Raw genomic sequence first — 13,511 nt, 5'->3', positions numbered from 1 at the left:
ACTTTTTCCCCGTACGGCGTTGACACCGCCGCACCCGTTTCCTGACACTTGGTCAGTAAACTCATCACTCTTCGAGGAGCACCCCCATGTCCGTGGCCACCACCACCCGTGACGCGGCCCCGACGCTGTCCGCAGCGATGCGCGAGGGCTCGCGCGCCGAGCACGAGGCCGCCGAGGGCTCGACCTTCATGGCCGAGCTGCTCGACGGACGGCTCAACGCCACCGCGTACGCCGACCTCCTGCTCCGCCTCCGCCGCGTCTACGCCGCCCTGGAGACCACCCTCACCGAGCAGTCCGCCGACCCGCTCGTGGCCGCGGTCCACGACGCGGCCCTCGAGCGGCTCGCCGCGATCGACGCCGACCTCGCCCACTGGGCCCCCGGCATCGACCCCGAGACCATCGACTCCCCCGCCGCCGCGGCGTACGTCGACCGGATCCGCGCCGGCGCCACCTGGGGCGGCCTGCTGCTCGCCCACCACTACACGCGCTACCTCGGCGACCTGTCCGGCGGCCAGGTCATCGGCCGGGTCCTCCAGCGCACCTTCGACCTCCCCGAGGGCGAGGGCGTGGCGTTCTACGACTTCCCCGGGATCCCGAAGCCGAAGCCCTACAAGGACGCCTACCGCGCCCGCCTCGACGCGCTCGGGCTCTCGGAGGCCGACGTCGAGAGGGTCGTCGACGAGGTCAAGGTCGTGTTCGGGCTCAACCAGGGGTTGTTCGACGAGCTGGGCGACCAGATCGAGCGCTACCGCGCCGCCTGACCCGCCCGCAGGAAGCGTCCGGTACGACGCACGCCCACCACGTCCGTCGGCACACCGCGATCGACCACCAGCTCCCCCGCGACCAGCACGGCGCTGACGGTGGCGTCGTTGCGGTTGACCATCCGCGAGAGGTTGCCGTAGGCCGGGACCGGCGCCTCGACGTACGCGTCGAGCGAGTCGTCGAGGCGGGCCGGGTCGACCACCAGGACGTCGGCGCGGTCGCCGACGCGGAGGTGGCCGGCGTCGAGGCCGTACCAGTCGGCGAGCTCGCCGGTGAGCCGGTGGACGGCGTGCTCGACCGTCATGAACGGCTTGCCGGAGGACTCGGCGTCGTGGACGCGCCGCAGCAGGCGCAGGCCGAAGTTGTAGAACGCCATGTTGCGCAGGTGGGCGCCGGCGTCGGAGAAGCCGAGCTGGACGCCCGGGTCCGAGGTCAGCTTGTCGAGCACCCTCGGGCGGTGGTTGGAGATCGTGGTCCGCCAGCGCAGCTTGTCGCCGTGCTCCAGCACCAGGTCGAGGAAGGCGTCGACCGGGTGCACGCCCCCGCGGTCGACACCGACCTGCCCGAAGGTCTTGCCGATCACCGACGGGTCCGGGCACTCGGTGATGTCGGCGTCGAAGAAGTCGCGGTGCCACACGCGCGGCCCGTACTTGTTGTCGTAGTCCTTGCGGAAGCGGCGCCGGTAGTCCTCGTCCTGCAGCAGCGCGCGCTGCTCCTCGATCCGGTCCGACAGGTGCAACGCCGCGGCACCCGAGCCGAACTCCTCGAAGATGACCAGGGCGATCCCGTCGGCGTACACCTCGAAGGGCACGGGCAGGTGCTGGAAGCGGAGGTCGCCGCCGCACCGGTTCACGGTCCGCGACAGGAACGGGAAGATGTGGGCGACCATCGGGATCGCCTTGATGTCGGCGGCCGACAGCAGGCTGACCTTGAGCGCCGGCTTGCGTCCCCACCCCGCACTGCTGAACGCCATCCGGACCAGGCTCTGCGGACGCCCGACGTCAGGACCGCCCTGGAGCGCCCGACCGCGCGAGCGCAGGATCTTGTTGAGCCGGCGCCGCTCCTTGCCCTTCGCGTACGTCGACGGCAGGGTCCGCGAGCGGCAGGTCTCCCCGTCCAGCTTGTCGAACATGAGCTCCTGCGACGACATCCCGATGAAGCCCTCGTCGAGCGCCTCGACCAGGTCGGCCTCCATCCGGGCCAGCTCGGCGGCGGTCGGCACGACGCCCGGGTCGGTCGAGCGGGACAGCCCCATCCGCGCGGAGCGGATGTCGGAGTGGCCGATGAAGGCGGCGATGTTCGGCCCGAGCGGCAGCGCCTCGAGCGCGGCGACGTACTCCCCCGCGGTGGTCCAGGTCTTGCGGTCCTCGAGCGCCGCGACGACGTACGGCCGCGGGATGGCCTCGACGCGGCCGAACAGGTCACCTGCGTCCTCGGCACCGGCGTGGACGGTCGACAGCGAGCAGGACCCGAGGAAGGTGGTCGTGATGCCGTGCCGCAGCGACTCGGACAGCTCCGGCTGGACGAGCACCTCGACGTCGTAGTGGGTGTGGATGTCGACCATGCCCGGCAGCACCCACTGACCGGCGGCGTCGATCACCCGTGGGCAGCCGGTCTCGTCCAACGGCTCGGGACTCACCGTCGCGACGTGGCCGTCGCTGATCCCGAGGTGGCGTACGGCGGAGGGAGCGCCCGTCCCGTCGAACCACCGGCCGTTCTTCACGATGACGTCGTACATGCCCGCTCCTCGAGGTAGTCGTGGTCCCGCTCGCCGCGCGACCACAGCCGGTCGTCGGTGGTGAGCCCCTGCGCGCGCAGCTCGCGCTTGAGCACCTTGTTGGTCGCCGTGCTCGGCAGCGCGGTGGCGATCCGCACGTGGCGCGGCCACGCCTTCGGGGACAGGTCGGGCTGCCCGGCGAGGAAGTCCGCGAACTCCTCCGGGGAGAGCGCGGCACCGTCGCGCAGCACCAGTGCGCACATGACCTGGTCGCCGACCCGCTCGTCCGCGACGGCGTACACCGCCGCCTGCGAGACGGCCGGATGGCGCAGCAGCAGCTGCTCGACCGGGGCGGCGGCGAGGTTCTCGCCGTCCACCCGCAGCCAGTCGTCGGTCCGGCCGGCGAGGAACACGAAGCCGTCGGCGTCGCGGTAGGCGAGGTCGCCCGACCAGTACATGCCGCCGTCGAGGCGCTCGGCCGTCGCCCGCTCGTCGTTGTAGTAGCCCGCGAAGAAGCCCGCCCCCTGGGTGTTGACCAGCTCGCCGACGGCCTCGTCGAGGTTGGTCACGCGGCCGTCCTCGTCGCGGACGGCGCGCGGGCACTCCTGGCGCGTCACCCGGTCGTAGACCGCGACCCCGTCGAACGGGACGCCGATCGAGCCGTCCGGGGTGTCCTCGGTGCGGGTGATGATGACGGCCGACTCGGTCGACCCGAAGCCGTCCCACACCGAGCACCCGAAGCGGGCCGCGAACTCGCGGATGTCACGGTCGGAGGCCTCGTTGCCGAACGCGAAGCGCAGCGGGTTGTCCGCGTCGTCGGGACGCTCGGGGGTGGCCAGCACGTAGGCGAGCGGCTTGCCGACGTAGTTGAGGTAGGTCGCACCGTAGCGCCGGACGTCGTCGATGAGGTTGCTCGCCGAGAACTCCGCGAGGGCCAGGGCCGCGCCGGAGGCGGCACTCACCGCGAATCCCGCCATCACGGCGTTGCTGTGGAACAGCGGCATCGAGCAGTAGACGACGTCGGTGGCGTCGAGGCCGTACTTGTCGACGAGCACGCTGCCGGCCATCACCACCATGAAGTTGGCGACCTGCACCGCCTTCGGCTCGCCGCTCGTGCCCGAGGTGAAGATGAGCATGAAGGTGTCCATGGTCGAGGCGACCGGGAAGTCTCCGGCCGTCGTGGGCGCCGCGGCGACCTGCTCGCGCCAGGCCGGGCCGTCGGTGTCGACGACGATCGCGCCGCCGAGGTCGAGCCCCTCGAGCAGCGGCAGGTGCGCGGCATCGGTCAGCAGCACCCGGCAGTCCGCCCGTCGTACGTCGGCGGCGAGCGCCGCACCGCGACGGGTCCGGTTGATGCCGACCGTGACGTGTCCGCCGACCGCGCCGGCGGCGATCGCGAACGCCATCTCCGGGGTGTTCGGGAGCAGCGCACCGACGTGCAGCCGCTCGCCGTCGCCGGCGGCCCGACCCGCGAGGGACCGCAGGACGTGGGCACGGGCCGCGCTGCCGGCGACCACCTCGCGCCAGGTCCACGTGTCGTCGCCGTACCGGAGGCCGGGGGTGTCGCGCTCGGCGTGCGCGAGCAGCATGCCCTGGACGGTGTCGGCCACGGCATCAGCCATTGGCGGGCTCCAGCTCGGGCGCCGGCACCGTGACGTGGCGCAGCAGGAAGTGGACCGCGTGCTCGACCGCCGGCTCGTGGAAGGGCTTGCCGGCGAACAGGTCGAAGTGGTCGCCCGGGTAGTGCCGGACCTCGGCCCGGCCGGAGAAGGCGGCCTTCATCGCGGCCTGCAGCGGCGCGCTGCGGTCGAAGTCGGCGACCTGCACCAGCCACGGGACCTCCAGCGTGGCCGCGGCCTTCGCGGGCGCGCGGGTGCCGAGCTCGAGGACGACGTCGGCCGCGATCTCGTTGCGCCAGGTCGGTCCGGCGATCGCAAGGTAGTCCTCGTACGCACCCTCCAGCGTGAGGGCACCGGGCTCGCCGGGGCGCGCGACGACGGGGATCATCGCCGGGCCACGACCCGCCTTGCGTCGTACGGCACTCGCGAGGCCGCGACCCGTCGACGCCAGCAGCTGGGTCGGCGCGTGGTGCTTCGTCGCGAGCCGGGCGGCAGCGAGCCCGTCGACCATGGGAACCACCGAGACGACGGCGGCGACGTCGGGGCGCTCGGCGGCGACGGACACCACGTGTCCCCCGCCGAGCGAGATGCCCCACAGCACGACGCGGGTCGGGTCGACACCGGGCCGCTTCTTCGCCGCGTCGACGGCGGCGTGCAGGTCGGCGACCTGGCCGGCGAGCGAGACGACCTGGCGGGGTGAGCCGTCGCTGGCGCCGAAGCCGCGGTAGTCGAAGGTGACCGCGTGCAGGCCGGCGGCGGCAAATGCCTCGGCGAACGGGAACATGCCGGCGTCCTGCGTGCCGGCGAGGCCGTGCGCGAGGACCACGACGGGCGCGCCGTCCTGCCCGGCGAAGTGGGTCGCGGCGCAGCGCACGCCGGCGGAGGTGAAGTCGAAGGTGGTGGCGTTCATGCCGGGCTCCCGTAGATGCTCTGGATCCAGATGTGGGTGATCGCGTCGATGTGCGCCTCGCGCTCCGGTCCGACGCCCATCGCGTGCCGCTCGACGGCGTGGTCGTTGAGGTCGAGCAGGACGGCGGCGAGGACGTGGGCGTCGGCACCGGGCTGGGCGTGGCCGAGGGCCCGCTCGCGCTCGATCATCTCCGCCGTCATCTCCGCGAACTCCGCACGCCCGGCCTCCCACAGCTCGCGCACGGCGGCGCTGGTGGCGCGCGCCTCGAGGAGCGCGCGATAGGTGTGCGGGGTCCGGTCGACCGAGTCGAAGAGCGTCGTGATGACGTGCCGGATCCGGGCCCGGGGCTCGCCCTCGGCCTTGACCAGCAGGTCGGTCGCGTCGGACGCGTCGTCGTACAGCTCGGCCATCAGCGCGAGGACGGCGGTCGCCTTGCTCTCGAAGTAGAAGTAGAACGCCGAGCGCGTCACGCCCGCCTTGCGGGAGATCTCCGCGACGTTGACCTCCTCGAGCGTCTGCTCGCGGAGCAGCTCGTCGAGGGCCTCGAGCAGCGCCGCGCGGCGCTGGTCGCCGCGGTTGACGCTGCGGCGGTCGACCATCCGCGCCCAGAGGCGCTCGTCGCTCATCGCGCCGCCGCCCCGGCAGCCCGGGCGAGACCGGCAGGGATCTCCTTGACCCGGATGTCGTGCTCGTAGACGAAGTAGTCGAGCTGCTGGGTGTGGCGGGCACTCGGGACCATGTGGCCGGTGTACTTCTGCGTGTCCTCGTCGATCACCCGCTCCATCTCGGCGATCGACGGCGGGGCGTAACGACCCACCAACCAGGCGGCGACCATCCGGGTCTGGCACTCGACGAACGGGAACAGCGTCGGGGTGGCCTGGGCGAAGCCGACGAAGGCGAGGTCGTCGACGCCCGGCATGAAGACCCGCTTGTAGAGCCGGATGTCGTTGTCGGGAGCGCTGATGAACGCGGGGTCGAAGAACGGGAAGGTGATGTTGTAGCCGGTGGCGTGGATGATCACGTCGAAGTCGGCGCTGGTGCCGTCCTCGAAGTGCACGGTCTCGCCGTCGAGGCGCGCGACATTGCCCTTCGGGGTCACGTCGCCGGACTTCAGGCGCAACGGCAGCTCTCCGGACTGCGTGGGGTGCGCCTCGAAGAACTTGTGGTTGGGCGTCGGCAGGCCGTAGAGCGTGGGGTCCGAGGCGGTGAGCACCTGGCCCATCTGCATCAGCTTGCGCTGCCAGGCCAGCGGCAGGTGCGGGCTGGTGCGGTAGTTCATGTCGGCCGCCTTGCCGAACATCAGCTTCGGCACGATCCACGCGCTGCTCCGCGTCGACAGGGTGACCTGGTTGCGCATCGCCTTCTGCGACAGCTCCACGGTGATGTCCGCAGCGCTGTTGCCGATCCCGACGACGAGGATGCGCTTGTCCATCAGGTGCAACGGCGTCCACGGGTCGATGTAGGCGTGCGAGTGGATCACCTCGCCGGTGAACTCGCCCGGGAACTCGGCGAAGCGCGGGTCCCAGTGGTGACCGTTCGCCACGAGGAGCACGTCGAAGGGGCGCGTGCGTCCCGCCTGGTCGGTGATGTCCCAGCCGCCCCCGGTACGGCGCTCGGCCCTGACCACGCCGTTCTCGAACTCGATGCGGCGGCGGATGTCGAAGGCGTCGGCGTACGCGTCGAGGTAGTCCTTGATCTGCGTGTGGTGCGGGAAGTCGGGGTACTCGTCCGGCATCGGGAAGTCCCTGAAGGACAGCTGGTGCTTCGAGGTGTCGATGTGCAGCGACCGGTAGGCGCTGCTGTGCCCGTTCGGGTTCCCGAAGGCCCAGTTGCCACCGACCCGGTCGGACGACTCGAAGGTCGTGAAGTCCACGCCGTAGTCGGCGAGCATCTTGCTCATCGTCAGGCCGCTGATGCCCGCGCCGATCACGGCGACGGTGGGACCACTCATCGGTACTTCCTTTCGTCGGGCCCGCCGGCGAGCCCTTGACACCCACGAAATCGAGTTTCAGGGGGTTGACAGATTCGTGTGTTGCGGGCCACGTTAAGGCTGTCATTTGACACGTGTCAACAGATTCAGACGAATGTCAGGAGTCCCGTGGTGGACAGGTCCCAGCAGGTGGTGGTCGTCATCGGAGGCGCGTCCGGGATCGGGGCGGCCACCGCCCGGGTGCTCGCGGACGCCGGTCACGAGGTGGTCGTCGCCGACCTCCCGGGGACGGCCTGCGACGTACCCGTGGACGTGACCGACGAGGCCTCGGTCGCAGCCCTCCTCGACGGCGTCGTCGCCGACCACGGCACCTTCCACGGCGTCGTCAACTGCGCCGGCGTCAGCACGCTGTCGCGGGTCGTCGACCACGACGCGGCCGAGTGGCGCCGGATCGTCGACGTCTGCCTGACCGGCGCCTTCCTGGTGCTCAAGCACGCCGGCCAGCGGGTCGCCGACGGCGGCTCGCTCGTGTCGCTGTCCTCCCTCAACGCCCGCCAGCCCGGCACCGGTCTCGCGGCGTACTGCGCCTCGAAGGCCGGCCTCGTCGCCCTCACCGAGGTCGCGGCCCTCGAGCTCGGCGCCCGCGGCGTCCGCGTCAACGCGGTCGCCCCCGGCCTGGTCGTCACCCCGCTGACGGCCCCCGCCATGGACATCCCCGGCGTGCGCGAGGACTACCTCGACAACACCGCCCTCGGCCGCTCCGGCGAGCCGACCGAGATCGCCGCCGCGATCCGCTTCCTGCTGTCGGACGACGCCGCGTGGATCACCGGCGAGACCCTCGACATCAACGGCGGCGCACACCTCAAGCGCTACCCCGACCTCGTCGGCCTCGTCGAGAAGGCGTTCTCGTGACCGGCCCGCGCACCGCCATCGTCACCGGCGGCGGCTCCGGCATCGGGGCAGCACTGGTGCGGGCACTGGTCCGCGACGGCGCGTACGTCGTGTGCGCCGACCTCGACCTCGCGGCCGCGTCGTCCGTGGCGGCCGGCGCCTCCGGCCCCGGGCGGGCCGTGGCGCGCGCCGTGGACGTGACGTCGGCCTCCGACGTCCAGACCGCCGTCGACGCGGTCGTCGCCGAGCACGGACGACTGGACCTGATGTTCAACAACGCGGGGATCACCTTCCTCGGCGACACCGAGGACCTGACGCTCGCGCAGTGGAACGCGATCATCGACGTCAACGTCCGCGGCGTCGTGCACGGCGTCCACGCGGCGTACCCGCAGATGATCCGCCAGCGCAGCGGGCACATCGTGAACACCGCGTCGATGGGTGGCCTCATGGCGGCGGGCCTCATGACGTCGTACGTCACCACCAAGCACGCCGTCGTCGGCCTCTCCCTCGCCCTGCGCACCGAGGCCGCCGCCCACGGCGTCGGCGTCACCGTCGTGTGTCCCGCCGCCGTCGACACCCCGATCCTCGACAAGGGCGAGATCGGCCGCTTCAAGGGCCGCGACTTCTACCTCGAGGGCCAGGGCGTCAAGCACCCCGTCGACCCCGACGTGCTCGCCCGCCGCGTCCTCGCGGCGGTCGCCGACGACGAGGCGTACGTCGTCGAGCCGCGCCAGGCTCGGATCGCGTGGCGCCTCGGGCGGCTCTCGCCGACGTTCGTGAACAAGATGGCGACGAAGTTCATCGCGAAGCAGCGGGCGCAGGCCTCCTGAGCCGCTCCCGAACGGCCGCCATTGGTGAGACTGGCTAGCCTCTTTGCCCATGGTCGGTTTCGGGGGCACCGGGGTGATGCTGCTCGGCGTCGTGGCGGCGGCCATCGCCTGCGGCCTGCTCGGCCTTGCCCTCCTCCGCCCGCTCGGCTGGGTGTCGGCGGCGTCGATCGCGGGCTTCCTCTGGGCGGTCGCGGTGATCGGCCTGGTCACCCTGGTCCCGACGTCCGCACACACCGGGATCGTGCCGGCCGAGACCCGGATGACGACCTGCTCGTGGGACATCGGTGGCCCGGCGCCCGACGGGTTCTGGATCTTCGAGTCGGGCCAGCGCACGCTCAACACGGTGCTGTTCGTCCCGGCCGGTGCGCTGCTGGTACTCGCGGTGGCGCGGTGGCGGGCGGGATGGCTGCTCGCGCCGCTCGGCCTGCTCGGGCTGGCGGGCTACTCCGCGCTGATCGAGAAGACCCAGCTGGAGCTCGCGCGGATCGACCGCGCGTGCGACGTCACCGACATCATCGACAACACGACCGGCGCGGTGGTCGGGGCGGTCATCGGGCTGTGCCTGCTGCCTGTCCTGCAGCCGTGGCGGCACCGAGCCCAGCACGGCAGCCGGCCATCATCCGTGCGTGGTTCCAGCTGAGCACCGGCCGCCCGACGTACGACGCCAGCGCCAGCAACCCGCCGACGGTCACCCGCTGCTCGAACGCCAGCCGGGTGCCGCCCGCCTCGGACGTCAGCGTGAACCGCGCGTAGCCGGACAGGTCGCCGCTCAGTGCGACCTCCACGACGGGCGGAGTCCGGCTGACGGCGTCGAGGACGAGGTCGAGCGTGTAGGGCAGCGTGGAGCGGCAGCGCACCCAGGCGGTGTCGGGGCCGAGCTTGGCGACGGCGCGGACCTGCGGCCACCAGCGCGGGTACTGCTCGAGGTCGACCAGGACCTCCGCGACCGCGTCCACGGGAGCCGCGACCAGCCACGTGTCGGTGAACTCGTAGGCACGCACCATCCCTCCATCATGCCCAACCGCGCCGAGCCCTTGACCTGGAGTGCACTCCAGCAGCGACACTGGCCGGGTGACCGGAGTGACCATTGCCGAGGCGGCCGAGACGGTGGGCCTGAGCGCCGACACGTTGCGCTACTACGAGAAGGACGGGCTGCTGCTGCGCCCGGTCCCGCGCTCGTCCAGCGGCCACCGCTCGTACGGCGAGCCGGACCTGCGCTGGATCAAGCTGGTCACCTGCCTGCGGGCCACGGGCATGCCGATCCGTGACGTCCGCAGGTACGCCGCGCTGGTCCGCGACGGCGAGGGCAACGAGGAGGAGCGCCTGGCGCTGCTCCACGCGCACCGCGACAGCGTGCTGCGCGAGCTCGCCGAGGTGACCGCCCACCTGGGCGCGATCGACCACAAGATCGGCATCTACGAGCACAAGCTGGAATTGGTCGAGCAGAGCGCTTGACCTGGAGCGCGCTCCAAGGAGTTGGCTGGTGGTCATGACGATCCCCACCCGCACCCTCGGTACGACGTCCTCCCTGACCGTCTCCACCCTCGGCCTCGGCTGCATGGGCATGTCGGAGTTCTACGGAACCCCCGACGAGGCCGGCGGCATCGCGACCATCCACCGCGCGCTCGACCTCGGCGTCACCTTCCTCGACACCGCGGACATGTACGGCCCGTTCACCAACGAGCGCCTCGTCGGCAAGGCCATCGCCGGTCGCCGCGACGAGGTCCAGCTGGCCACCAAGTTCGGCAACGAGCGGAACCCGGACGGCAGCTGGGTCGGCATCAACGGCCACCCCGACTACGTACGCCGGGCAGCCGATGCCTCGCTCGAGCGGCTCGGCGTCGACCACATCGACCTCTACTACCAGCACCGCGTCGACAAGACGGTCCCGATCGAGGAGACGATCGGGGCGATGAAGGAGCTCGTCGAGGCCGGCAAGGTCCGCCACCTCGGCCTGTCCGAGGCCTCGGCCGCGACGATCCGCCGCGCGCACGCCGTGCACCCGATCACCGCGCTGCAGTCGGAGTACTCGCTCTTCACGCGCGACCTCGAGGACACGATCCTCCCGACGCTGCGCGAGCTCGGCATCGGCCTGGTCCCCTACTCGCCGCTCGGTCGCGGCATGCTCACCGGCGCCGTCCCGACGACGGAGGCTGCCGACGACGCGCGCGCGAGCGGCCGCTTCCCGCGCTTCCAGGGCGACAACCTCGCCGCCAACCTCGCCCTCGTCGACCAGGTCAAGGCGCTGGCGGCCGAGCACGGCTGCACGCCCGGGCAGCTCGCGCTCGCCTGGGTGCTCGCGCAGGGCGACGACGTCGCGCCAATCCCCGGCACGAAACGGGTCCGCTACCTGGAGGAGAACGTCGGCGCCGTCGACGTCGAGCTCAGCGCCGACGACCTGGCCGCACTCGAGGCGGCGATCCCGCGCGACGCCGTCGCCGGGGACCGGTACGGCGACCTGAGCAGCATCGACGCCTGAGGATCCCGAGGAGTCAGCGTGCGGGTGCGATCCGCACCCGCACGTTCTTCATCAACGGCTGGTCGCTCTGCTCGCTGTAGTCGCCGGCGCCGATCAGCACGTTCATCTCGGGCATGTACCCGGCAGCGCTCCCGCGCGGCAGGTCGTACCTGAGAGCGGTGTAGCCCCGCAGCTCGCGTGTCGTGCCGTCCTTGCAGGTCGCCACGATGTCGACGAGCCCACCCTGCCGGATGCCGCGCGCCTTCATGTCGTCCTTGTGCAGGAACACCAGCGTGCGCAGGTTCTTCACCCCGCGGTAGCGGTCGTCGTCGGAGTAGATCGTGGTGTTCCACTGGTCGTGCGAGCGCATCGTCTGCAGCACCAGTACGTCGGCCTCGGCCGGGATCACGTTCGTCAACGGCGCCGCGGAGAACTCCGCACGGCCCGACGGCGTCTGGAACACCAGCTCCCGAGCGGGCTGCTTGAGCCGGAACCCGAGCGGCAGCCGCACGCGGCGGTTGAAGTCCTCGAAGCCGATCAACGCCTTGGCCATCGTGTCGCGGATCCGGTCGTAGTCGTCGACGTACCACTCCCAGGGGGTCGCGCTGCCGGGCAACGACGCCTTCGCCATCCCGGCGATGATCGCCGGCTCGGAGAGCAGGTGCGGTGACGGCGGCTTCCGCTTGCCGCGGGAGAGGTGCACCATGCTCATCGAGTCCTCGACGGAGGTCTCCATGATCCCGTGCTTCTGCTGGTCCTTCTCGGTGCGGGCCAGGCACGGCAGGATCAGCGCCTTGCGGCCGTGGACCAGGTGGCTGCGGTTGAGCTTGGTGCTGACCTGCACCGTCAGCTCACAGTTGCGCAGCCCCGCCGCCGTGTACGGCGTGTCGGGCGCCGCCATCACGAAGTTGCCGCCCATGCCGACGAACACCTTCACCGAGCCGTCGTGCATGGCGGCGATCGTCGACACCGTGTCGAGACCGTGCTCCCGCGGCGCGGTGATGCCGGTCGCGGTGTCGAGGCGGTCGAGGAAGTCGGCCGGCGGCCGGTGGTCGATGCCGCAGGTGCGGTTGCCCTGGACGTTGCTGTGCCCGCGCACCGGAGACGGACCGGCGCCCTCGCGACCGAGGTTGCCGCGCAGCAGCAGGACGTTGACGATCTCGCGGATCGCGTCGGGGCCGTGCTCGTGCTGGGTGACGCCGAGGCACCAGCTGATCAGCGTGCGGTCGGACTCGGAGTAGATCCGCGCCGCCTTGCGGATCTCCTTCTCCTTCAGGCCCGACTGCTCGACGAGCTCGGACCACGGGGTGGCCTCGACCACGGCACGGTAGTCGGAGAAGCCGTGCGTGTAGCGCTCGATGAACTCGACGTCGAGCGCCTTCGGGTCGGTGGCGAACTCCTCGAGCAGCGCCTTCGCCATCCCGCGCATCAGGGCCATGTCGCCGCCGGGGCGGACCTGCAGGTTGAGGGTGCCGGTGCGGGTGGCCTTCATCAGCGCCATGTCGACCATCTCGTGGGGAATGATCGCCTTGCGCGAGGCCGCCTCGATGAGCGGGTTCACGTGCACGATCTGCGCGCCGCGGTCGAAGGCCTCGGTCAGGGCCGTCAGCATCCGCGGCGCGTTCGACGCGGCGTTCACGCCCATGATGAAGAGCGCGTCGGCGGCCTCCCAGTCCTTCAGGTCGGCGGTGCCCTTGCCCGTGCCGAGAGAGGCGTTCAGCGCGCGCCCGGACGCCTCGTGGCACATGTTCGAGCAGTCGGGGAGGTTGTTGGTGCCGAGCTCGCGCGCCCACAGCTGGTAGAGGAAGGTCGCCTCGTTGCCGAGCCGCCCGGAGGTGTAGAAGGACGCCTGGTTCGGGTCGTCGAGCGCCCGCAGCTCGGCGCCGACCAGCGCGAACGCGTCGCCCCAGGTGATCGGGACGTACGTGTCGGTCGCGGCGTCGTAGACCATCGGCTCGGTGAGCCGCCCCTGGTCCTCGAGCTCGAAGTCCGACCAGCCCTCGAGCTCGGTCACCGTGTGCTGCGCGAAGAACGCGCGGTCGACCCGCTTCGACGTCATCTCCCACACGACGTGCTTGATGCCGTTCTCGCAGATGTCGAGCTTGAGGCCCTTGAGGTCGTCGGGCCACGCGCAGCCCGGACAGTCGAAGCCGTCGTTCTCGTGGTTCATCCGGAACATCGCCGCGGTCCCGCGCCCGAACGCGTGCTCCTTCGCGAGCACCTTGTTCACCGAGATCGCGGCACCCCAGCCTGCTGCGGGGTGGTGGTAGTCCTTCTGCGACCAGCTCTCGTCCGCCATGGTGCGAACCTAGCCCGGAAAGCCGGAGCGGCGACAGCACGTCGCGGACAACCGGCGGGGCGACCGTTGGGCACCGTGCACTGGCGCGGACGGCT

Annotated in this window: 13 protein-coding genes; 6 read left to right on the top strand and 7 right to left on the bottom strand. The window is 71.3% G+C overall.

Annotation, left to right across the window (positions count from 1 at the left end; translation table 11 throughout):
- Positions 1–86 precede the first annotated feature (86 nt).
- Entirely contained in the window at positions 87–761 is a 675-nt protein-coding gene (locus ASE20_RS08245) for a heme oxygenase (biliverdin-producing) (protein ID WP_056894095.1), read from the top strand.
- On the opposite strand, the gene ASE20_RS08240 is transcribed toward ASE20_RS08245, so the two are convergent.
- Genes ASE20_RS08240 through ASE20_RS08220 form a run of 5 tightly spaced genes read right to left on the bottom strand, consistent with a single transcriptional unit; the run spans position 746 to position 6,959 of the window.
- Positions 746–2,500 carry an N-acyl-D-amino-acid deacylase family protein gene (locus ASE20_RS08240; RefSeq protein WP_056894094.1) on the bottom strand — a complete coding sequence of 585 codons (1,755 nt, stop codon included), beginning with the start codon at positions 2,498–2,500 and terminating at the stop codon, positions 746–748. The two genes, ASE20_RS08245 and ASE20_RS08240, sit on opposite strands and share 16 nt — an antisense overlap.
- On the bottom strand, positions 2,482–4,101 hold the full coding sequence (locus ASE20_RS08235; protein ID WP_056894093.1) for an AMP-binding protein: 1,620 nt from the start codon (positions 4,099–4,101) through the stop codon (positions 2,482–2,484). The genes ASE20_RS08240 and ASE20_RS08235 overlap by 19 nt, the downstream gene beginning before the upstream one ends.
- Positions 4,094–5,008, bottom strand: a complete 915-nt coding sequence (locus ASE20_RS08230) for an alpha/beta hydrolase (RefSeq protein WP_056894092.1) — start codon at positions 5,006–5,008, stop codon at positions 4,094–4,096. Before ASE20_RS08230 ends, ASE20_RS08235 begins: the two co-directional genes overlap by 8 nt.
- On the bottom strand, positions 5,005–5,634 hold the full coding sequence (locus tag ASE20_RS08225) for a TetR/AcrR family transcriptional regulator (protein ID WP_056894091.1): 630 nt from the start codon (positions 5,632–5,634) through the stop codon (positions 5,005–5,007). Before ASE20_RS08225 ends, ASE20_RS08230 begins: the two co-directional genes overlap by 4 nt.
- Positions 5,631–6,959 (bottom strand): flavin-containing monooxygenase, encoded by a 1,329-nt coding sequence (locus ASE20_RS08220; protein ID WP_056894090.1) that lies wholly within the window; start codon positions 6,957–6,959, stop codon positions 5,631–5,633. Before ASE20_RS08220 ends, ASE20_RS08225 begins: the two co-directional genes overlap by 4 nt.
- A 150-nt stretch (positions 6,960–7,109) precedes the next feature.
- Here ASE20_RS08220 and ASE20_RS08215 point away from each other — a divergent pair, with 150 nt between their 5' ends.
- The 3 genes from ASE20_RS08215 to ASE20_RS08205 are packed head-to-tail and all read left to right on the top strand — an operon-like array spanning position 7,110 to position 9,299.
- Positions 7,110–7,850, top strand: coding sequence for an SDR family NAD(P)-dependent oxidoreductase (locus tag ASE20_RS08215; RefSeq protein ID WP_225869041.1), 741 nt, complete (start codon positions 7,110–7,112; stop codon positions 7,848–7,850).
- Positions 7,847–8,659 (top strand): SDR family NAD(P)-dependent oxidoreductase, encoded by an 813-nt coding sequence (locus ASE20_RS08210; protein WP_056894088.1) that lies wholly within the window; start codon positions 7,847–7,849, stop codon positions 8,657–8,659. The genes ASE20_RS08215 and ASE20_RS08210 overlap by 4 nt, the downstream gene beginning before the upstream one ends.
- 49 nt (positions 8,660–8,708) lie before the next feature.
- The gene (locus ASE20_RS08205; protein ID WP_056894087.1) at positions 8,709–9,299 is read left to right on the top strand and encodes a VanZ family protein; all 591 of its coding nucleotides are present in this window, start codon (positions 8,709–8,711) and stop codon (positions 9,297–9,299) included.
- On the opposite strand, the gene ASE20_RS08200 is transcribed toward ASE20_RS08205, so the two are convergent.
- Positions 9,208–9,663 (bottom strand): SRPBCC family protein, encoded by a 456-nt coding sequence (locus ASE20_RS08200; protein WP_056894086.1) that lies wholly within the window; start codon positions 9,661–9,663, stop codon positions 9,208–9,210. The two genes, ASE20_RS08205 and ASE20_RS08200, sit on opposite strands and share 92 nt — an antisense overlap.
- A 67-nt stretch (positions 9,664–9,730) precedes the next feature.
- Between ASE20_RS08200 and ASE20_RS08195 the strand changes: the two genes are divergently transcribed.
- Together ASE20_RS08195 and ASE20_RS08190 are read left to right on the top strand one after the other, a co-directional pair.
- On the top strand, positions 9,731–10,114 hold the full coding sequence (locus tag ASE20_RS08195; protein ID WP_056894085.1) for a MerR family transcriptional regulator: 384 nt from the start codon (positions 9,731–9,733) through the stop codon (positions 10,112–10,114).
- Between the two features lie 34 nt (positions 10,115–10,148).
- Entirely contained in the window at positions 10,149–11,138 is a 990-nt protein-coding gene (locus tag ASE20_RS08190; RefSeq protein ID WP_200952746.1) for an aldo/keto reductase, read from the top strand.
- A gap of 13 nt (positions 11,139–11,151) precedes the next feature.
- On the opposite strand, the gene ASE20_RS08185 is transcribed toward ASE20_RS08190, so the two are convergent.
- Complete coding sequence (locus ASE20_RS08185) at positions 11,152–13,416, bottom strand: FdhF/YdeP family oxidoreductase (RefSeq protein WP_056894084.1); 2,265 nt, start codon at positions 13,414–13,416, stop codon at positions 11,152–11,154.
- Between the last annotated feature and the right edge of the window lie 95 nt (positions 13,417–13,511).

The organism is Nocardioides sp. Root240, assembly GCF_001428825.1.
GTDB lineage: Bacteria > Actinomycetota > Actinomycetes > Propionibacteriales > Nocardioidaceae > Nocardioides.
This window is presented reverse-complemented; position numbering and strand designations above follow the sequence as displayed.